This window comes from Paraburkholderia sp. SIMBA_054 (assembly GCF_046534875.1).
GTDB classification, from domain to species: Bacteria; Pseudomonadota; Gammaproteobacteria; order Burkholderiales; family Burkholderiaceae; genus Paraburkholderia; species Paraburkholderia hospita.
The window spans coordinates 218,633-239,013 of sequence record NZ_JAWRXV010000009.1 but is presented as its reverse complement, the minus strand read 5'-3'; the positions used below and the strand labels follow the sequence as shown (position 1 = coordinate 239,013).

Annotated in this window: 18 protein-coding genes and 1 pseudogene; 11 read left to right on the top strand and 8 right to left on the bottom strand. The window is 61.7% G+C overall.

The window, feature by feature from the left end; all coding sequences use genetic code 11:
• Positions 1 to 361: 361 nt before the first annotated feature.
• The 5 genes from SB822_RS13980 to SB822_RS13960 all read left to right on the top strand — a co-directional run bounded on the left by SB822_RS13980 (position 362) and on the right by SB822_RS13960 (position 3,520).
• Positions 362 to 1,003 carry a response regulator transcription factor gene (locus tag SB822_RS13980; RefSeq protein WP_007741626.1) on the top strand — a complete coding sequence of 214 codons (642 nt, stop codon included), beginning with the start codon at positions 362 to 364 and terminating at the stop codon, positions 1,001 to 1,003.
• Complete coding sequence (locus SB822_RS13975) at positions 1,000 to 1,377, top strand: Hpt domain-containing protein (protein WP_410854943.1); 378 nt, start codon at positions 1,000 to 1,002, stop codon at positions 1,375 to 1,377. Before SB822_RS13980 ends, SB822_RS13975 begins: the two co-directional genes overlap by 4 nt.
• Before the next feature lie 288 nt (positions 1,378 to 1,665).
• Positions 1,666 to 2,172 (top strand): DUF192 domain-containing protein, encoded by a 507-nt coding sequence (locus SB822_RS13970; protein WP_410854942.1) that lies wholly within the window; start codon positions 1,666 to 1,668, stop codon positions 2,170 to 2,172.
• On the top strand, positions 2,154 to 2,951 hold the full coding sequence (locus SB822_RS13965; RefSeq protein ID WP_410854941.1) for a TadE family protein: 798 nt from the start codon (positions 2,154 to 2,156) through the stop codon (positions 2,949 to 2,951). Before SB822_RS13970 ends, SB822_RS13965 begins: the two co-directional genes overlap by 19 nt.
• Positions 2,951 to 3,520, top strand: a complete 570-nt coding sequence (locus tag SB822_RS13960) for a lytic transglycosylase domain-containing protein (protein WP_410854940.1) — start codon at positions 2,951 to 2,953, stop codon at positions 3,518 to 3,520. The genes SB822_RS13965 and SB822_RS13960 overlap by 1 nt, the downstream gene beginning before the upstream one ends.
• Before the next feature lie 296 nt (positions 3,521 to 3,816).
• Here the strand turns inward: SB822_RS13960 and SB822_RS13955 are convergent.
• From SB822_RS13955 to SB822_RS13920, 8 genes and pseudogenes are all read right to left on the bottom strand, one after another.
• Positions 3,817 to 5,524, bottom strand: a pseudogene (locus tag SB822_RS13955) (YncE family protein).
• Between the two features lie 561 nt (positions 5,525 to 6,085).
• A complete protein-coding gene (gene acnA / locus SB822_RS13950) occupies positions 6,086 to 8,803 on the bottom strand; it encodes an aconitate hydratase AcnA (protein ID WP_410854939.1) in 2,718 nt (905 codons plus the stop codon).
• Positions 8,804 to 8,853: 50 nt separating this feature from the next.
• Positions 8,854 to 10,305, bottom strand: a complete 1,452-nt coding sequence (locus tag SB822_RS13945) for a bifunctional 2-methylcitrate dehydratase/aconitate hydratase (protein WP_410854938.1) — start codon at positions 10,303 to 10,305, stop codon at positions 8,854 to 8,856.
• A 25-nt stretch (positions 10,306 to 10,330) separates the two neighbouring features.
• The gene (locus SB822_RS13940) at positions 10,331 to 10,816 is read right to left on the bottom strand and encodes a hypothetical protein (RefSeq protein WP_007579555.1); all 486 of its coding nucleotides are present in this window, start codon (positions 10,814 to 10,816) and stop codon (positions 10,331 to 10,333) included.
• Between the two features lie 102 nt (positions 10,817 to 10,918).
• Positions 10,919 to 12,094, bottom strand: coding sequence for a 2-methylcitrate synthase (gene prpC, locus SB822_RS13935; RefSeq protein ID WP_410854937.1), 1,176 nt, complete (start codon positions 12,092 to 12,094; stop codon positions 10,919 to 10,921).
• A 25-nt stretch (positions 12,095 to 12,119) separates the two neighbouring features.
• Entirely contained in the window at positions 12,120 to 13,031 is a 912-nt protein-coding gene (gene prpB / locus SB822_RS13930) for a methylisocitrate lyase (protein WP_091790457.1), read from the bottom strand.
• On the bottom strand, positions 13,028 to 14,035 hold the full coding sequence (locus SB822_RS13925) for an HpcH/HpaI aldolase/citrate lyase family protein (RefSeq protein WP_410854936.1): 1,008 nt from the start codon (positions 14,033 to 14,035) through the stop codon (positions 13,028 to 13,030). The genes prpB and SB822_RS13925 overlap by 4 nt, the downstream gene beginning before the upstream one ends.
• Before the next feature lie 212 nt (positions 14,036 to 14,247).
• The gene (locus tag SB822_RS13920; protein WP_007579561.1) at positions 14,248 to 15,231 is read right to left on the bottom strand and encodes a malate dehydrogenase; all 984 of its coding nucleotides are present in this window, start codon (positions 15,229 to 15,231) and stop codon (positions 14,248 to 14,250) included.
• Between the two features lie 547 nt (positions 15,232 to 15,778).
• On the opposite strand from SB822_RS13920, the gene SB822_RS13915 reads away from it, so the two are divergent.
• From SB822_RS13915 to SB822_RS13890, 6 genes are all read left to right on the top strand, one after another.
• Entirely contained in the window at positions 15,779 to 16,579 is an 801-nt protein-coding gene (locus tag SB822_RS13915) for a GntR family transcriptional regulator (RefSeq protein WP_007579562.1), read from the top strand.
• Positions 16,580 to 16,730: 151 nt separating this feature from the next.
• On the top strand, positions 16,731 to 17,147 hold the full coding sequence (gene sdhC / locus SB822_RS13910) for a succinate dehydrogenase, cytochrome b556 subunit (protein WP_079487703.1): 417 nt from the start codon (positions 16,731 to 16,733) through the stop codon (positions 17,145 to 17,147).
• A gap of 4 nt (positions 17,148 to 17,151) precedes the next feature.
• Complete coding sequence (gene sdhD / locus SB822_RS13905) at positions 17,152 to 17,520, top strand: succinate dehydrogenase, hydrophobic membrane anchor protein (RefSeq protein WP_007578582.1); 369 nt, start codon at positions 17,152 to 17,154, stop codon at positions 17,518 to 17,520.
• A gap of 3 nt (positions 17,521 to 17,523) precedes the next feature.
• Positions 17,524 to 19,299, top strand: a complete 1,776-nt coding sequence (gene sdhA, locus SB822_RS13900) for a succinate dehydrogenase flavoprotein subunit (protein WP_007736307.1) — start codon at positions 17,524 to 17,526, stop codon at positions 19,297 to 19,299.
• 20 nt (positions 19,300 to 19,319) lie between these two features.
• On the top strand, positions 19,320 to 20,024 hold the full coding sequence (locus SB822_RS13895) for a succinate dehydrogenase iron-sulfur subunit (RefSeq protein WP_115104951.1): 705 nt from the start codon (positions 19,320 to 19,322) through the stop codon (positions 20,022 to 20,024).
• Between the two features lies 1 nt (position 20,025).
• Entirely contained in the window at positions 20,026 to 20,295 is a 270-nt protein-coding gene (locus SB822_RS13890; protein ID WP_114222014.1) for a succinate dehydrogenase assembly factor 2, read from the top strand.
• Positions 20,296 to 20,381: the final 86 nt, after the last annotated feature.

Here is a 20,381-nt window from a genome sequence, read left to right as displayed (position 1 = left end):
ATTAATTGATGAGTTAGTTAAATTCAAGCGGGTTTACCTCGAGTGCGGCAACTTGCCTCGCGCTGGATGTCGCAAGTCATCACCCCTGGCAGGCGAGTGACGCCGCCGTATGCTTCGCCATGCACAGGTAAAATTTCGCTCGCCTGATATACACATTTATGCCGCGAGCAATATTGGAAATTGAATAACAAATAAACTGGAAAAAAGACGTGAAGAAAGATATGGAATGCAGAATATTCCGCAGAATAAACACGTCGATAATGACTTAGAATAATCGCTGTATAAAGGCGTGTAGTCGATAAACACGCCGTGTGAGCAGCGCGACAGCACGTGAGTCAAAAGAAAATCTGGAGAACGGCAGTTGGCTTCTATATTAATAGTGGACGATCACCCGGCGTTTCGGCTGGTTATCAAGACTCATCTGTTGCAATTGCTCGGCACGCAGGAAGTATTTGAAGCAGACAACGGCCAGTCCGCAATGGAAATGGCGCGTCAATTCGCGCCCGACCTTACCATTCTCGATCTGGATATTCCGCGCATAAATGGCCTGGATGTGCTCGCACGCCTGAAAACCGCGCATCCGTCCATGCGCGTACTGATCCTGTCGAGCCACGATGCGTCCACCTTCGTGTCCCGCGCCATGCGCGCGGGTGCGCAAGGCTTCGTCAGCAAGTCGCAGGACGTGAAGGAGATCATGCGCAGTGTCGAAGCCGTCATGTCGGGCTACAGCGTGTTTCCCGTCGCGCCTTCCGCGAGCGTCGGCGCGGCTGGGCGGGGCGTCGTCGAAGAGCGCAAGCTGGAGTTGCTTTCCGACAAGGAACTGGTGATCCTGCAGATGCTCGCCAAAGGCATGTCCAACAAGACGATCGGCGACGCGCTCTTCATCAGCAACAAGACGGTCAGCAGTCACAAGACGCGGTTGATGACCAAGGTGGGCGTTGCAACGCTCGTCGATCTGGTCGATTTCGCGCGGCGCTGTGGCATCGCGGCGGCCCAGCAATGACGGCGGCTTGCTCGCGCAGCGTGTCCGGCCGCGCGGCGGACATGAATGCGCTGCAGGAACGAATCAATGCGCTCGCGCTCGGCGATCGCACTGTTGCGCGGGACGTGACGAGCGCGCTCATTAAAACGAACCACGCAACGCTTCTCTACATGTCGGCGGCTCGTCACAGCGAAGCATGGAACGAGCTGGGCCACGCCGCGCATCGTCTGGCGGGTTCGTTGCGGATGTTGCAATGCCGGGGGGAAACCGCAATGGCGCTGCGTCTGGAGCGTGCCGCGCTCGAGCATGACGCGCTGACGGCCGTCGCGTTGCTGCCGGGCGTGACGGAAGCGATCATTGCGTTGAACGAAAAGCTCGACGCACTGCTTGCATGACAGACCGAAGAGCGCACGGCGTGACGCTGTGTCTATCGTTGGCTGTGCAGCAATTAATACTTATATGCGACGAAACAGGCATTTTCTCCTGCCAAGACGAAACCGCACCCTATACTGATCAATAGCGTGTCTGAGCGGCCTTCCCCGGGGCTACATCGACCAGCCGCGCTAACCGCGCACGGTTCTCAGATCGTCTCCACCGTGTCTCGTGGTGTTTGGGCCCGCGTTCTGCGGGCTTTTTGTCGTCATGAGCGTGCCGTGTTACGGTCCGGATCTCCGCTGGGCACCGTGACCATCAAGCTCCGTCATCTGCGCTTTCATCCGCTCGACGAGTCCGTCGATCAACACGCTGTCGATAGGTTCCTGCGCGTCGCTCGCCCGTTGCAGCGCACTCACCAGGCCGCGATTTCCGATTGCGATGAAGTTCATGCAGGAGGGATTGCTGTGAGGCGTGCGCGTCTGGTTCATCGTGGCGAGTTGGCTCGTATCGCAGTCGAAGTCGCGGACGGGGCAATCGAGCGGATGCGCGGATTGCTTGGGCGCGTTGGCCTCGATGCGGATCGCGCGCTGTGGATCGAACCGTGCAATGCCGTGCATACGTTCGGCATGCGCTTTCCGATCGACGTGGTGTTTATCGACAGGCGTGGGAGCGTGCTGTCGATTCATCGAAATGTGGGCCGCGCTCGCGTGCTCGTCTGCTGGCGTGCGCGAGCGGCGCTGGAGATGTGCGCGCATGCGGCGCAGGCGTCGCGTATCGAAGCCGGCGACAAGCTCGAATGGAGGGCGTCGACGTGAAGTGCCGAGGCATGCGTAAGCGCCGGATGACGGGGCAGGGGATGACGGAGTTTCTCGTCGTCGCGCCGCTGCTGCTGTTCTTCGGCTTCGTGACCGTGCAGTTCGTGCTGCTGTATCAGGCGAAGTCGACGCTCGATGTCGCCGTGCTCGAAGCCGCGCGCGAAGGGGCCGTCAATCACGGATCGATGCAGGCGATGCAAGCGGGGCTCGCGCGTGGACTCGCGCCGTTGTACGCGCGCAGCGCTGACGCAACGGGCGTGCAGTCGGCGCTGCTTGCGGCGCGGCGTGCAGTGGGCGAGGCGGCATCGATCGAGATCGTCAGCCCGACGGCAGCGATGATGCGCGACTTCGCGCGTCCGCGTGTCTATCCCGCTGAAGGCGTCACGCACGATGAAATTCCCAATGACATGCTGATGTATCGCGACACCAGGCATGGCGCGGAATCGGATGTGAATGTGCAGGACGCGAATCTGCTGAAGCTGCGCGTGCATTATTGCTTCGATCTGATCGTGCCCGTCGCGAACAAGGTGCTGTACTACGCTACGAATGTGATCGGCGATCTCGCAGCGAACGGCGTGTTTTCGCGTGAACCTGCGGATGCGAACGTCGATGCGTATGGCTCGCCGAAGCGGCCCGACAGTTTGTGCAGGACGACGCTTGCCGATGGATTGCAGAGCCAGCGTTGGCCCGTTGCGCTGGAATCCGAAGCGATCGTGCGGATGCAGTCGCCGTTTCGCATGGATGCGGTGAACGAAGTGCATGCGACGGCGGGGCGTTGATGCGCCGAGTGCTATTGCTCGGGGTGATGGCGTGTGTCGTGAGCGATGCGTGCTGGGCCGGGCGAGTGGAGATGATGATCGGCGGGTTGAAGGGTGTCGATGCCGATGCGGGTGTCGTTTCGGATCAGCCGTTGATCGTCGAGTTCGGTGCGCCGTTGGAGGCTCTGCGCACGCGTTCGAAAGTTCTCGCGTGGACGGCACTTGTTGATGATGTCGCGAAGCGTATTGGTGTCGATAAAGCGCTGCTGATGGCTGTCATCGATGTCGAATCGGGCGGTGATCCGTTTGCCGTGTCGCCAAAGGACGCAAGAGGGTTGATGCAGTTGATGCCGCAAACAGGCGCACAGCAAGGCGCCGACGATCTGTTCGATCCTTACCAGAATGTAGTCGCGGGCACGCGCTTGCTCGATACGCTGCTTGCGACGTTTGGCGATGTGCCGCTGGCGCTTGCCGCGTATAACGCGGGGGAAGGGGCGGTGCGAAAGTTCGGCGGTACGGTTCCGCCATATGCGGAGACGCGGCAGTATGTGCGGCGGGTGATGGAGCGGGTGGCGGCTTATCGGCGCTAACGGGTGGCGGTGAAAAAGCGGCATTCCTATGCCGCAGTTGATTTGTCATTGTGCAGCACGGCGAAGGCAGCGGGATGCAAGGGCTACCGAGGTGTCGCAGAACGGCCAGCTTTTCGCCGCTCGAACGAATGTCGCGAAGGTCCGCTTGTAACCTGACATGTGACGGACGTGATTCCACTGCGAGTATCACCGTTCATCGGACAACGATCCATTGACGGCGCGTGGTTGTCTGCGCGCTGCGATTTGCCAGATTGCGGGTCTGAGGCCGGTGGAGTAGGCGCGACGGGCACGGGTGATCACGGAGTCCAACGATAAACAACGATGCTGGAGCCGTTGTAGTTGTCCTTCGTGACCACGTACTCTCCGGTCGATCGACGGTACGATCTAAGACCGTACATAGAATCCACGTCATTGCCGACGTACACATTGCTGGGGTTGCTGTTGATGAACGTATTGTCCAACGTGCCCGTCGCCAGGTTGAAGGCATCGATGTTGGGCACGGTGTGGACGTAGCCGACGAACAGGTAGTTGCCAGCAGCAGTGAGGGACTTCGGATTGGCGCTGGTGAGTGTGATAACCGGGTTCGGATTGGTTGTGTTGCCGGCGAGCCACCCGTGATAAACCTCTACGCGAGTTCCGATGCCGGTCCAGTCCGTGCTGCCCGTGATCCGCTGCCCGAGAATCATCGTGTCGCTTTCTGGCAAGTAGATGATGCGGCTCAGGTCACCGATCGATGCAGGAACCGGCACGGTTACGGGCGCTCCCCATGACGGCTTGCCGTTCGCATCGAACCCGGTCAGCGGCCAGTGCCAGATCCGGTTCGTCTTGTCGAGCCCGGCCCACACGTCGCCCCTGCTGTCGAGGCAGAAGCCGTTGCGAACCAGCGCAGTGGCATTGAATAGCGTACCCGGCAATACCCCATCCGGGACGGCAGTGTAGCCCTGGGCGGGGTCAAAGTGGAAGAAGTAGAAGCCGTCGGGGTTCTGGTCGGTGGCGACCAGGACCCTGTTCGTTCCTGCGCTCGCAATCATGCCGAAGTGCAGGCCGCGACCCCGGTAAGTCACGTCGAGGCGGGGGTCGGACGGATACGTGAACGGGTCAACGGTGTTGGCGACAAACTTCCAGTCCGCACTACCTGTGCCTGAATAGATGTTCATGCCGGAATAGAACAGGGTTGCGTCAGTCGCCGGATCGGGGGCGGCTATCGCCTCGAAATTCAGTGCACGCAGGTTATAGAGGAGCTTGCCTGTCGGGCTGTATGCGTAGAGGTCTGTGCCTCCTGTGCGGCCGTGGTCCCATGAGCCTCCCCACGGCTGGGAAAGAATGTAGAGGTTGCCGGCCGAGTCTTTGCCGATACCGTCGATGCGCGCGAAGCGCAGGCTCCCCACCTGCCCTTTCGTACCAGTCGTCGTGTCCAGATAACCACCCTTCACGCCGAACGTGCTTTTCAGTGTCCACGTGCGCGTGTCATAGATCTTCGCGTTCTGGTCCGGTCCTGCGTCGCCGATCCAAAGATACTGCGTGGTTGGGTCGAAGTAGAGCGCATGCGGGACTTCGCCAGTGGGCAGGCTGAGCGTATGCAGGATCGTGCCCGTCTGGCTGACCTGAAGGACGGTGCCCTCTGCCTCCTGGGCGACGAGGATGTTGCCATTGCGGTCGAACGCTAGTGCGCCGGGGTCAGTCACGGCAATGTCGCGCAGCCAGGTGCCATTGGTGTCGTAAAGTCGCATGCGCGCGCACGGGTTGTCGCTCGCCACCCAGAAGTGGGACCAGGTGGCGATACCGGTGATCACATCGGCGCGCCGCTCGGTGGTGTTGCATGTAGATCGCAATGCCGCCCTCGTTCTCGTCCCACATGGAAGCGGTGTAAATGGTGCCTTCTGGCGCAACCCACATCGAACGCGCGGCGTTACCTACGTGAGTGGCGTTAGTCCCAAACGTATTCGCTATCCAGTCAGTCGTGTACTGCCCCTGACATTCTGACGCGATCGTAGCGCCCAGCATTGCCGCAAGGCATGCGGCACAGATTCGTTTCATGACGTACCCCCAATCTGCAACACGTGCAACGGACACAATCAGGAGACCTGATGGTTTTTGCAATGAGGTGGCTGGCAAGTAAGGATGCGGTCTGGCGCAATCAAATCGGCGAGCCGTACAGGCCGGCACGTTCCGCGCCGGTTTTGTCAGTCGAGGGACGTGCTTCTAAAAATAGTGCTCTGGGCGCAAAGCCCGAAGACCAAAGCGAGCAGAAGTGTACGATTGCGTACGTTGGCATTTTCACGGCACCGTCACATTAGCCGGCCGCCGCACCTGGCGATGCGGGTCAACGACCGACCGATCCACCTTTGGACGCCGCCGTTGAGATCGGCTGGAATGACGGGTCGCATTGGGTCGAAACGTGTCCGTCCAGAGACGCACGGCTACTGCGCCCAATGTTTGCCGTGCAGCTAGAGAACGCCCCGCATCAACGCCCAATACCGCCAGCCGAAAAAAAAGCCCGGATAAACCGGGCCTCTAAAAGTCACTGCGTCCTCAACGAGAACGCAGCACCTGCAAAGCGATAACTTACGCCGCGAGCAGCGAGCGCAGCACGAACGGCAGAATACCACCGTGCTTGTAGTAGTCGACTTCGATCGGCGTATCGATACGCAGCAGAACCTGCACGCGCTGATCCGAACCGTCCTTGCGATGGATCACCAGCGTAACTTCCTGTTGCGGCTTGAAGTCGTCGCCGAGACCTTCGATGTCGTACGTTTCTTCGCCCGTGATATTCAGCGACTGGACGCTGTCCGTGCCCTTGAACTGCAGCGGCAGAACGCCCATGCCGACCAGGTTCGAGCGGTGGATACGCTCGAAGCTGCGCGCGACCACAGCCTTCACGCCCAGCAGTTGCGTGCCCTTCGCTGCCCAGTCACGCGACGAGCCCGTGCCGTACTCTTCGCCCGCGAAGATGACCGTCTGCGTGCCGGCGTCGATGTACTTCATCGCTGCGTCGTAGATCGACTCCTGTTCGCCGCTCGGCTGATGGATCGTGAGGCCGCCTTCGACGCGCGTGCCGTCTGCCTTCGCCGGGATCATCAGGTTCTTGATACGGACGTTAGCAAACGTGCCGCGCATCATCACGTCGTGGTTGCCGCGGCGCGAGCCGTAGCTGTTGAAGTCGGCCTTCTGCACGCCGTTTGCCTTCAGCCACTTGCCTGCGGGCGAGTCTTCCTTGATCGAGCCTGCCGGCGAGATGTGGTCGGTCGTCACGGAGTCACCGAAGATGCCCAGTGCACGCGCGCCCTTCACTGCAGCGATGCTCGCAGCCGGTTCCATCGAGAATTCCTTGCCGAAGAACGGCGGCTCCGCGATGTACGTCGACTTCGGCCAGTCGTAGACCTGACCTTCTTCGCCTTCGATCTTGCTCCACAGGTCGCCCTTCTTCGTGAGCTGCGCGTAGTTCGCGCGGAACGCGTCGGCGTCCAGCGCGAACTTGAGCAGCGCGTTGACTTCTTCGCTCGTCGGCCAGATGTCGCCGAGGTAGATGTCCTTGCCGCCCGTGCCCTTGCCGACGGGTTCCGTCATCAGGTCGCGCGTGATGTTGCCCGCGATCGCGTAAGCGACGACCAGCGGCGGCGAGGCCAGGAAGTTCGCGCGGATGTTCGGGTGAATACGCGCTTCGAAGTTACGGTTGCCCGACAGCACGGCTGCCGCGACGATGTCGTTCTTCGTGATCGCTTCGTTCAGTTCCGGCGTCAGGTCGCCCGCGTTGCCGATACAGGTCGTGCAACCATAAGCGGCCAGCGTGAAGCCGAGCTTGTCGAGGTATTGCAGCAGGTTCGTCTTCGTCAGGTACTCGGTGACGATACGCGATCCCGGCGCCAGCGACGTCTTGATGTGCGGCGCCACTTCCAGACCGGCTTCAACCGCCTTCTTCGCCAGCAGGCCGGCTGCCAGCAGCACGCTCGGGTTCGACGTGTTGGTGCACGACGTGATCGCTGCGATCAGGATGTCGCCGTTCTTCACGTTGACGCCGTTGGTCGTCGTGTACTGCGCGTCGAGATCGGCCGACTTCTTCGCAAAGCCGTTTTCACCGACCGGCTTCGAGAACAGATCCGTGAACGTGGACTTCACGTTGCCGATTTCGATGCGGTCTTGCGGGCGCTTCGGACCGGCCAGCGACGGTGCGACCGTGCCCAGATCCAGCGTGACGATCTTCGTGTAGTCGATGTCGCCGGCGTCGGGAATGCCGAACAGATCCTGCGCCTTGAAGTAGTTTTCGAAGGCGGAGATTTCGGCGTCCGTGCGGCCCGTGCCCTTGAAGTAGTCGATCGTCTTTTCGTCGACCGGGAAGAAGCCCATCGTCGCGCCATATTCCGGCGCCATGTTGCCGATCGTCGCGCGGTCCGGCAGCGACAGCGAGCGCGTGCCTTCGCCGAAGAACTCGACGAACTTGCCGACAACCTTTTCCTTACGCAGCAGTTCGGTGATGGTCAGGACCAGGTCGGTCGCCGTCACGCCTTCGCGCAGCTTGCCCTTCAGGTGCACGCCGACCACGTCCGGCGTCAGGAAGTACACCGGCTGGCCGAGCATGCCCGCTTCCGCTTCGATGCCGCCCACGCCCCAGCCGACCACGCCAATGCCGTTAATCATCGTCGTGTGGCTGTCCGTGCCGACCAGCGTGTCCGGGTAATACACGGATTCGCCGTTGTCAGCCTTCTTGTGCACGCCGCGTGCGAGGTATTCGAGGTTCACCTGGTGAACGATGCCGACGCCGGGCGGCACGACCTTGAACGTGTCGAACGCCTGCATGCCCCACTTCATGAACTGGTAGCGCTCGTTGTTGCGCTGGAATTCCAGCTTCATGTTCAGGTCCAGCGCGCCCTTCTCGCGGAAGTGGTCGATCTGCACCGAGTGATCGACGACGAGATCGACCGGGACCAGCGGTTCGATCGACTTCGGGTTCTTGCCCGCGCGCTGCGCGACGCCGCGCATGGCTGCGATGTCGGCCAGCAGCGGCACGCCCGTGAAGTCCTGCAGCACGACACGTGCGACGACGAACGGAATTTCGTCGACGCGCGAGGCCGTTGGCTTCCAGTTCGCGAGCTGCTCGATGTGTTCTTCCGAGATCTTCTTGCCGTCGTAGTTACGCAGCACCGATTCCAGAACGAGTCGGATCGACACCGGCAGGCGGTCGATCTTCACGTTCAGTGCTTTACCAAGCTGCGGCAGCGAGTAGAACTTGCCTTTGCCGGAACCGCTGTCGAATTCCTTGAGCGTTTTGTGGAGGTTGTGGGCCATGGTAATTTTCCTGGGGTTTTCGAGGAAATGACGTTGCTACGTTTCTGAACTCACATGACGTACAGATCGACGTATTCATTGACCGGCATCGCTTCTAACTTTGCCTGGTCCAGCGACACATCGAGGATCGCTTGCTGTTGCTTCGCCGGAAAGCGCCGCGCGAGATTCGTCCTGAACTTCTCGACCAGCAGCGGGATGCCTTCGGCGCGGCGACGCCTGTGACCGAGCGGGTATTCGACGACCACCTCGTCGAACGTCGATCCGTCGGCGAACTCGATTGTCAGCGCGTTCGCAATCGAGCGCTTGTCAGGGTCGTGATAATCCTTCGTGAACTGCGGGTCTTCCACGCACGCCATCTTGGCGCGCAGCGCGTCGATGCGCGGGTCGCGCGCGACTTCGTCTTCGTAATCGGCAGCCGTCAGACGGCCGAAAATCAGAGGCACCGCAATCATGTACTGGATACAGTGATCGCGGTCGGCTGGATTGTTCAGCGGGCCTTTTTTATCGATGATGCGGATGGCCGCTTCGTGCGTGCGGATCGTGATCTTCGCGATCTCTTCGACGCGCTTGCCGCTCGCGCGCAGTTGTTCGTGCAGCGTCATCGCTGCTTCGGCAGCCGTTTGCGCGTGGAATTCGGCGGGGAACGAAATCTTGAAGAGTACGTTCTCCATCACGTACGCGCCGTACGGGCGCTGGAACTTGAATGGCTGTCCTTTGAACAGCACGTCGTAGAAGCCCCATGTTTTCGCGGTCAGCACGGACGGATAGCCCATTTCGCCCGTCTTCGCGATCAGCGCGAGGCGCACCGCGCGCGACGTGGCGTCGCCTGCTGCCCAGGACTTGCGCGAGCCCGTGTTCGGCGCATGGCGGTAGGTACGCAGCGCATGTCCATCGACAAACGCCTGCGAGACTGCGTTGATCAGCTCATCGCGCGACAGTCCAAGCAACTGGCCGACCACTGCCGTCGAAGCGAGCTTCACGAGCAGCACATGGTCGAGGCCGACCTTGTTGAACGAATTTTCGAGCGCGATGCAGCCTTGAATTTCGTGCGCCTTGATCATGGCGATCAGGACGTCTTTCATCGCGAGCGGCTTTTTGCCGTTGGCGATGGCGGTGCGCGAGAGCCAGTCGGCCGTCGCGAGAATGCCGCCGAGGTTATCGGACGGATGGCCCCATTCGGCCGCAAGCCAGGTGTCGTTGAAGTCGAGCCAGCGGATCATGGCGCCGATGTTGAACGCGGCTTGCACAGGGTCCAGCTGGAACGACGTGCCCGGCACCTTGGCGCCGTTCGGGACGATCGTGCCGGGCACGATCGGTCCCATCAGCTTGGTGCAGGCAGGGTAAGACAGGGCCTCGAGTCCACAACCGAGCGTGTCGATCAGGCAATTGCGCGCCGTCTCCAGCGCGAGATCGCTCTCGAGCTTGTAATGCAGTACATAGTCGACGATATCGACCAGTACTGTGTCCGGATCGGGCCGGACGTTGGAGATCGGTGCGGACATCGAGGTTTGTCCTGTTCGGCCCGTGTTACTGAGCCTTGTTGACGGCGTTCGACTGCGTCGGCGCCGGCGCGCCTTGCGACATGGCGGCCGTCACGCATTCGTCGGCCAGACGCGAGCTGTCCTTATCCGAGAACAACATTGCCTTGGTCGGGATCACGACGAGATCCATGCCGCTTGCTGCGTCGTGGAAACGGTCTGCGCCCGTCGTCGTGTTTTCACGCGGCAGGTTGTAGTTCTTGTTGCCCCAGTGGACAGTGACGATCTGGTCGCGCTTCATGTCGCCCTTCAGATCGAACGACAGACCTTCCTTACACGACCACTTTTCCGCACCTTCCGGAATCGGATCGACCTTGGCTTCCTTGGCCGGATTCGGCTTGCGCTTGATCAGGCGCTTGGGCTGCGGCGCCTTCGGCTTGGCCGTGGTGGTCGATTGTGCGAACGCGCTGGGCGCCGTCACCAGCAGCGTTGAAGACAGAGCGCCAATAACGGTAGCGATCAGCAGTTTTTTCATGGGAGAGAACCTTTCTATCTAATTTCAGAGTTTAAACAGTGCACGATTGCAATTTCGCAACCGCCGGGGTACTGCACGCGCCCCGAGAGCGCACAGCGGACGCTATTTTCTCCTATTTAGCGCCACGAACTTCAAATTCTCCGGACCCGTGTAATTTGCGCTGGGTCGAATGATCTTGTTGTCGACGCGCTGCTCGATGATGTGCGCGGCCCAGCCGGACGTGCGCGAGATCACGAAGAGCGGCGTAAACATTGCCGTCGGCACACCCATCATGTGATACGACACGGCGCTGAACCAGTCGAGGTTCGGGAACATCTTCTTCGCGTCGGCCATCACGCCTTCGAGCCGCTCGGCGATATCGAACAGCTTCATGTTCGATGCCTCCTTCGACAGCTTCTTCGCCACTTCCTTGATCACCTTGTTGCGCGGATCGGAGATCGTGTACACGGGATGGCCGAAGCCGATCACGACTTCCTTGTTCTCGACGCGGCGGCGGATGTCGGCTTCTGCCTCATCTGGCGTCTGGTAGCGCGACTGGATCTCGAACGCGACCTCGTTGGCGCCGCCGTGTTTCGGGCCGCGCAGCGCGCCGATCGCGCCCGTAATGGCCGAATACATGTCGGAGCCCGTGCCCGCGATCACGCGGCCCGCGAACGTCGATGCGTTGAATTCATGTTCCGCGTACAGGTTCAGCGACACATGCATCGCATCGACCCATGACTTCGGCGGCTCCACGCCATGCAGCAGATGCAGGAAGTGGCCACCGATCGAATCGTCGTCGGTTTCGACTTCGATCCGCTTGCCGTTGTGCGAGTAGTGATACCAGTACAGCAGCATCGAGCCGAGCGAGGCCATCAGCTTGTCGGCGATATCGCGCGCGCCCGGCAGGTTGTGATCGTCTTTTTCCGGCAGCACCGTGCCCAACACGGAGACGCCCGTGCGCATCACGTCCATCGGGTGCGCGGCGGCGGGAATCCACTCGAGCGCGGCCTTCACGTTCGCGGGCAGGCCGCGCAGCGCTTTGAGCTTTTTCTTGTAAGCGGCGAGTTCGGCGACGTTGGGCAGCTTGCCGTGCACGAGCAGATACGCGATCTCCTCGAATTCGCTGGCGCAAGCGATATCGAGAATGTCGTAGCCGCGGTAGTGCAGGTCGTTGCCCGTCTTGCCGACCGTACACAGCGCGGTGTTGCCCGCCGTCACGCCCGACAGGGCCACGGATTTCTTCGGCTTGAAGCCGCTTGTTGTTCCCGGTGCAGCCGCTTGCGTCGTATCGCTCATTCCAGGGGTCTCCTTGATGTGCCGCTCACTTGTCCTGCTCGTTGTTCCGCGTGCCTTGGCTGAACAGCGCGTCGAGCTTTTGCTCGTACGCGTGATAGCCAATGCGATCGTACAGTTCCTCGCGCGTCTGCATCGTGTCGACGACGTTCTTTTGCGTGCCGTCGCGGCGAATGGCCGTGTAAACGTTTTCAGCGGCCTTGTTCATCGCGCGGAACGCCGACAGCGGATAAAGCACCAGCGAGACATCCGCGCCACGCAGTTCATCGACGGTGAACAGGGGCGTCGCGCCGAACTCGGTGATGTTCGCGAGAACGGGGACCTTCACGGCCTGCGCGAACTGCCGGTACATGCCGAGCTCCGTCATCGCTTCCGGGAAGATCATGTCGGCGCCGGCTTCGACGCAGGCCATCGCGCGGTCCATCGCCGCTTGCAGACCTTCGACGGCGAGCGCATCGGTGCGCGCCATGATGACAAAGTTGGGATCGGTGCGCGCGTCGACGGCCGCCTTGATGCGGTCGACCATCTCGTCCTGCGTCACGATCGCCTTGCCCGGCCGATGCCCGCAGCGCTTCGCGCCGACCTGATCTTCGATATGCATCGCGCCCGCGCCGGCCTTGGTCAGCGCCTTCACGGTGCGCGCAATGTTGAACGCCGACGGGCCGAAGCCCGTGTCGACGTCGACCAGCAGCGGCAGATCGCACACGTCGGTGATGCGGCGCACGTCGGTCAGAACGTCGTCCAGCGTCGAAATGCCGAGATCGGGCAAGCCCAGCGAGCCAGCCGCGACGCCGCCGCCCGACACGTAGATCGCCTTGAAGCCCGCGCGTTGCGCAAGCAGCGCGTGATTCGCGTTGATCGCGCCGACCACCTGCAACGGTTTTTCGGTGGCGACGGCTGCGCGGAACGCGGCGCCCGCGGATGTGTTTGCGTTGCTCATGATGCGGATTCCTCGTTCGGTCCGAACAGCGGGGCGGCTTCGGCGGGCACGCTGCGGCCCGTCGAGCGGGCGCGGCGCAGCACCGACCAGTAATAGCGATAGCTCGCGCGATCGTGCAGCGTGTCGCGATGGCGCGTCGGGCCCCATTGCGCGGATTGCGCGGCGAGCAGGATTTCCGTCGCCGTCGTGATCTCTTCGTCGCGCGGCGCAAAGGCCGACACGATTGCGGGGATCTGCGCGGGGTGAATGCTCCACATGCGCGTGTAACCGAACTCGTTGCGCGCGCGCAGCGCGTCGTTCGCGACGACGTCCATGTCGCGCACTTCCGTGGATACGTTGTGCGACGGCACCTTGCCGTGTGCGTGGCAGGCCGCCGAAATCTCAAGCTTCGCGCGCCGCACGAGCGGGTGATCGAACTGGCCCGGCGAGCGCATCGCGGTATCGGGAATCGCGCCGTCGTGCGCGGAGACGAAGTCCATCAGGCCGAAGCTCAGGGATTCGACGGCGGGCAGCGCGGCCAGATCGAACACGCGCGTGAGCGCGCCATGCGTTTCGATCAGCAACTGGACGGGAACGGGCTTCGCGATGCCGAGCTCGCGCCGCGTGGCCTCGATGAACGCGCACATTTCGGCGGCGTCGGGCACGTTGCGGATTTTCGGCAGAGTAATGAAGGCAGGCGCGCGCTTCGCCGCGCGCAGGATGACGCGCACGTCGTCGCGCCAGTGCGCGTGGTTGAAATCGTGAATCCGCACGCCGACGCGGCCAAAGCGGTCATGCTCGCTGCCCAGCAGCGACGCGACCAGTTCCGCGTGTTCCGCCTCGCGGCCCACTTGCGCGCCGTCTTCGCAATCGAGCGTGATGTCGAAGACAGGACCCAACTCCTGCTGCAAAGCGAGCGATTTGAGCATCAGCTTCTCACTGCCGGCGTAGTGGTCGCAGGCAGGCAGCACAGTGGGCGGCGCTTCGCCGTCAAACAGGACTTCGGCGGGAGTCAATGCGCGCATTATCGGCGTGTGGGTACTGTTTGGAAATTCTGATTCGGGTGCGTTCTGGTCTGTTGCGGCCGTGATATATGACGGTCAGATCAAAACGCGCTCGAATCAGTTGCGAACCCCTGCATGCGCTTGCTGCGCGAACCATCATGCAGGATTGTCAAACGTAAAAAACCGGAACCCGCCGCGCTGCAACGGAGTCCCGGTTGTTCGGCATCAGGCGATTAGCCGAGCAGGTGCTGAACGCCTTCGCGCTCTTCGAGCAGCTCGTTCAGCGTGTTGTCCATCTTTTCGCGCGCGAATGCGTCGATCTGCAGGCCTTCGACACGCTTGTACTCGCCGTTTTCGCACGTCACGGCAACGCCGTAGACGATATCTTCGGGGATGCCGTACGAACCGTCCGACGGAATGCCCATCGTGACCCACTTGCCGTTCGTGCCGAGCACCCAGTCACGCACGTGGTCGATGGCTGCGTTCGCTGCCGAAGCCGCCGACGACAGGCCGCGCGCTTCGATGATCGCCGCGCCGCGCTTGCCGACCGTCGGGATGAACGTGTTGCGGTTCCATTCTTCGTCGTTGATCAGCTTGGTCAGATCCTGGCCTTCAGCCGTGGCGATGCGGAAGTCCGGGTACATGGTGGGCGAGTGGTTGCCCCACACCACGAGCTTTTCGATCGAAGCGACCGGCTTGCCCGACTTGGCAGCCAGTTGCGACAGCGCGCGGTTGTGGTCCAGACGCAGCATGGCCGTGAAGTTCTTCTTCGGCAGATCCGGTGCCGATTTCATCGCGATGTAGGCGTTCGTGTTCGCCGGGTTGCCGACGACCAGCACCTTCACGTCGCGGCTCGCCACTTCGTTCAGTGCCTTGCCTTGCACCGTGAAGATTTCGGCGTTGGCCGACAGCAGGTCCTTACGCTCCATGCCTTTCGAACGCGGACGCGCGCCGACCAGCAGTGCGACGTCGGCATCCTTGAACGCAACCTTGGGATCGTCAGTGACCACGACACCCGCGAGCAGCGGGAACGCGCAGTCTTCGAGTTCCATCACGACGCCTTTGACGGCGGCTTGCGCTTGCGGCAGGTCCAGCAGTTGCAGGATGACCGGCTGATCCTTGCCGAGCATGTCGCCATTGGCGATGCGGAACAGCAGGGAGTAACCGATTTGACCTGCGGCGCCGGTGACGGCAACGCGCTTTGCGGGCTTAGCCATTGAGAAATCTCCAGGACGATGCGTTGAACGCTAGGGAAAACGCCATTCTATATGGGCGTTACGCGAAGCGTGGTTTTAGCACGGCGAATTCGCTGCGCGAGCCCTGCAGGCGGTCCGAAGAAGGCCCGAAGGCACGCTGCCGGCGAAGCCGCCGTGCCGGATAATCTGTGCTGCCGAGCGCGGGGACGGACATTGCTTGCAGCGATCGGCGTCATGATAGACGCCACATCAAGGCCGCTGCATGGCGCGGCTCCTGCAAACAGCGCGTTTCGGCGGGGCATTGCGGCGCACTTGCCGGGCAATGCAGGGCGAAGCGAAACCTGGACTGCGTGAGGGAACAGCGTGATGCAGGGTGGCCTTCCGGTGCATCACGCTGTTGACATAAAGCGCTGTCAAAAATGCGTGGCACAACCCGCAAACCCTTGCTCGACAAGGAGTGTAGGAGTCGGGCGAGACAAAGTCAACCGTATCTTATGTCTTATATAAGACATATCTATTACGGCAAAAAATCTGGACGGCATGAGGCGCTTTGTGTTGAAATGCGCGCATGAATTCGAACCCGGCCAGCACAGCGAACCCTCCCGGCGCGTCCGGTGCGGGTGACGCTGCGCCTGTTTCCGCGCCAGCGCCGTCGCCGACGTTCAGTCCTCTCTACCAGCAGATCAAGGCGCTCATCACGCAGAGCCTCGAGTCGGGTGAATGGAAGCCTGGCGAGATCATTCCCAGCGAAGTCGAACTGGCCGCGCGTTACAAGGTCAGCCAGGGCACGGTGCGCAAGGCGATCGACGAGCTTGCCGCCGACAATCTGCTGGTGCGCCGCCAGGGCAAAGGCACTTTTGTTGCTACGCACAACGAAGAGCGCGCGCAGTTCCGCTTCCTCCGTCTTCTCGCCGACGACGGCGCCGAGCATCCGCATATCAGCCGGCTGCTCGAATGCCGGCGCTTGCGCGCGTCGGCGGATATCGCGCGGCAGCTGGACCTGAAGCCGGCCGATCCCGTCGTGCTGATCAAGCGTCTTTTGACATTCGACGGCGAAGACACGGTGCTCGACGAGATCTGGTTGCCGGGCGGCGTGTTCCGCGGGCTGACGCTCGAGCGCCTGTCGGAGTACAAGGGGCCGCTCTACGCGATGTTCGAAACGGAGTTCGGCACGCGCATGATTCGCGCGTCCGAGAAGATTCGCGCCGTTGCCGCGGACCCGTCCGTTGCCGATCTTTTGCACGTGCCGACGGGATTTCCGTTGCTGTCCGTCGAGCGCGTGTCCTATACCTATGGTGACCGTCCCGTCGAAGTACGTCGCGGATGGTATGTCACAACCGGGTATTACTATCAGAACGATTTGAGTTGAAAGAAGAAGCGTTGCCGTGGGCTTGCGGCAAGGCTTGCGCGGGCCTTCATGCGCGCTTCGCGGCACGCTCGCCAGAGCAGTGTTACGCTGCAGCGCGAAATGAAAAGGCGCTAAAATTGCGGATTAGTGTGACTACAAGTAGGGGTCTAGCATGGCAGAAGCCGTAAAAAAACCGAGGCCGGAATACCGGAACATCGGTATCGGGCAGATATTGACGGCGTACCGTCTTCCTCTCGCGGGGCGGGTGTCGATCCTTCACCGCCTGAGCGGCGGCCTGCTGTTCATCTTCCTTCCGTTCCTGCTTTACCTCTTTGACCAGAGCCTGACCTCCGAACTGAGCTTCGAGGTGTTCAAGGGCTTCCTGTCCAACATCATCGTCAAGCTGATCACGCTGGTGCTGGCCTGGGCGTTCCTGTTCCACTTCTGCGCGGGCGTGCGCCATCTGATGATGGACATGAATCACGACGCGGTGTCGAAAGAGCGTGGCAAGAGCACGTCGGTCGTCGTGCTGGTGGTGTCGTCGATCCTGACGATCGCCTTCGCGCTCAAACTGTTCGGAGCATTCTAAAAACATGTCCGCTAATAACCGAGTTGGCTCCAAGCGCCTGGTGGTCGGCGCGCACTATGGTCTGCGCGACTGGCTCGCGCAGCGCATCACGGCCGTCATCATGGCCGTGTACACCGTCATCCTGCTCGCCTGGTTCTTCGGCGCGCACGCATTCTCTTACGACGGCTGGGCCGGGATCTTCGCCACGCAGTGGATGAAGCTCGCCACCTTCGTCGCGCTGCTGTCGCTGTTCTATCACGCGTGGGTCGGCATCCGGGACATCTGGATGGACTACATCAAGCCCGTTGGCACGCGGCTTCTGCTGCAGGCGTTGACGATCGTCTGGCTGCTCGCGTGTGCGGGCTACGCTGCGCAGATTCTCTGGAGAGTGTAAAGAATGGCTGCAATCAAGAATTCCCTGCCGCGTCGCCGCTTCGACGTGGTCATCGTTGGCGCGGGCGGCTCGGGGATGCGCGCGTCGCTGCAACTCGCGCGTGCGGGCCTGTCCGTCTGCGTGCTCTCGAAAGTGTTCCCGACGCGCTCGCACACGGTTGCGGCGCAAGGCGGCATCGGCGCGTCGCTCGGCAACATGAGCGAAGACAACTGGCACTACCACTTCTACGACACGATCAAGGGCTCCGACTGGCTCGGCGACCAGGACGCGATCGAGTTCATGTGCCGCGAAGCACCGAACGCCGTCTACGAGCTGGAACACTTCGGCATGCCGTTCGACCGTAACGCGGACGGTACGATCTACCAGCGCCCGTTCGGCGGCCACACGGCCAACTACGGCGAGAAGCCCGTTCAGCGCGCGTGCGCCGCGGCTGACCGTACCGGCCACGCACTCCTGCACACGCTGTACCAGCAGAACGTCGCGGCGAAGACGACGTTCTTCGTCGAATGGATGGCGCTGGACCTGATCCGCGACGCTGAAGGCGACGTGCTCGGCGTGACCGCGCTCGAAATGGAAACGGGCGACGTCTATATCCTCGAAGGCAAGACCACGCTGTTCGCCACGGGCGGCGCGGGCCGGATCTTCGCGGCATCGACCAATGCGTTCATCAACACGGGCGACGGCCTGGGCATGGCCGCACGCGCGGGCATCCCGCTCGAAGACATGGAATTCTGGCAATTCCACCCGACGGGCGTCGCAGGCGCAGGCGTGCTGATCACGGAAGGCGTGCGCGGCGAAGGCGGCATCCTGCGTAACTCGGACGGCGAGCGCTTCATGGAGCGCTACGCGCCGACGCTGAAGGATCTGGCGCCGCGCGACTTCGTTTCGCGCTCGATGGACCAGGAAATCAAGGAAGGCCGCGGCGTGGGTCCGAACAAGGACCACGTGCTGCTCGACCTGTCGCACATCGGCGCCGAGACGATCATGAAGCGTCTGCCGTCGATCCGCGAAATCGCGCTGAAGTTCGCGAACGTCGACTGCATCAAGGAGCCGATCCCGGTTGTGCCGACCATCCACTACCAGATGGGCGGCATTCCGACGAACATTCACGGTCAGGTCGTCGGCACCGCGAAGGGCCACGAAGACCCGATCAACGGCTTCTACGCAGTGGGCGAGTGCTCGTGCGTGTCGGTGCACGGCGCGAACCGCCTGGGCACGAACTCGCTGCTGGATCTCGTGGTGTTCGGCCGCGCGGCCGGCAACCACATCGTCAAGCATGTGAAAGAAATCAAGGATCACAAGCCGCTGCCGGCCGATGCTGCTGATTTCGCGCTGTCGCGTCTGGCGAAGCTGGACAACTCCAGCTCGGGCGAATACGCGCAGAACGTGGCGAACGATATCCGCTCGACGATGCAGGCGCACGCGGGCGTGTTCCGTACGTCGGCGCTGCTGGCTGAAGGCGTCGAGCGCATTCGCGAAGTGGCCGCGCGTGTCGGGAATATCCACCTGAAGGACAAGTCGAAGGTGTTCAACACGGCGCGCGTCGAAGCGCTCGAAGTGGAGAACCTGATCGAGGTCGCGCGCGCGACGATGGTGTCGGCGGAAGCCCGCAAGGAAAGTCGCGGCGCGCACGCGCAGAACGACTTCGAACATCGCGACGACGAAAACTGGCTGCGCCATACGCTGTGGTACAGCGAAGGCGACCGCCTCGACTACAAGCCGGTGCACATGAACCCGCTGACGGTCGAATCGGTGCCGCCCAAAGCGCGTACCTTCTAAAGCACAAAGGACCCCACACCATGGCCAAGCGTACATTCGAAATCTACCGCTACGACCCGGACAAGGACGCCGCGCCGCGCATGCAGACGTACGAGATCGAGATCGACTCGCACGAACGCATGCTGCTCGACGCGCTGGTGAAACTGAAGGCACTGGACGAAACGCTGTCGTTCCGCCGCTCGTGCCGCGAGGGCGTGTGCGGCTCGGACGCGATGAACATCAACGGCAAGAACGGTCTTGCCTGCCTGACGAACCTGAACGACCTGCCGCAGAAGATCGTGCTGCGACCGCTGCCCGGGCTGCCCGTGGTGCGCGACCTGATCTGCGACTTCACGCAGTTCTTCAACCAGTATCACTCGATCAAGCCGTATCTGATCAACGACACGCCGCCGCCGGAGAAGGAGCGTCTGCAGTCGCCGGAAGAGCGCGATGAGCTCGACGGCCTGTACGAGTGCATCCTGTGCGCGAGCTGCTCGACGTCGTGCCCGAGCTTCTGGTGGAATCCGGACAAGTTCGTCGGCCCGGCGGGGCTGCTGCAAGCCTACCGTTTCATCGCGGACAGCCGCGACGAGGCGACGGGCGAGCGGCTGGACAACCTGGAAGATCCGTACCGTCTGTTCCGTTGCCATACGATCATGAACTGCGTCGACGTGTGCCCGAAGGGGCTCAACCCGACGAAGGCGATCGGCAAGATCAAGGAATTGATGGTTCGGCGTGCGGTCTGAGATGGACACGCCGCATCAGTCCGACCCGCTGCGTCGCGCGCGTCTTCGCTGGCGCGCCCGGCGTGGTCTGCTGGAAAACGATCTGATCTTCGAGCGTTTTTTTAGCCGATATGAGCATGATCTCAGTGATGCAGACGTAGGCGCGCTCACGCGCCTGCTCGAACTAAGCGATAACGACCTGATGGACTTGCTGCTCGCCCGCAAGGAACCGGAGGGCGACCTCGCCGACGCAGATGTCGCGCGGGTGCTGGAGATACTGCGTAACGTGTAATCAAGGCGTAAGCCTCGCCATTACGCAGGTGAGTTTGATCCAGGCGTGCAATTATCGAAACCCTGTTTCCATACTTCGATTGAGGA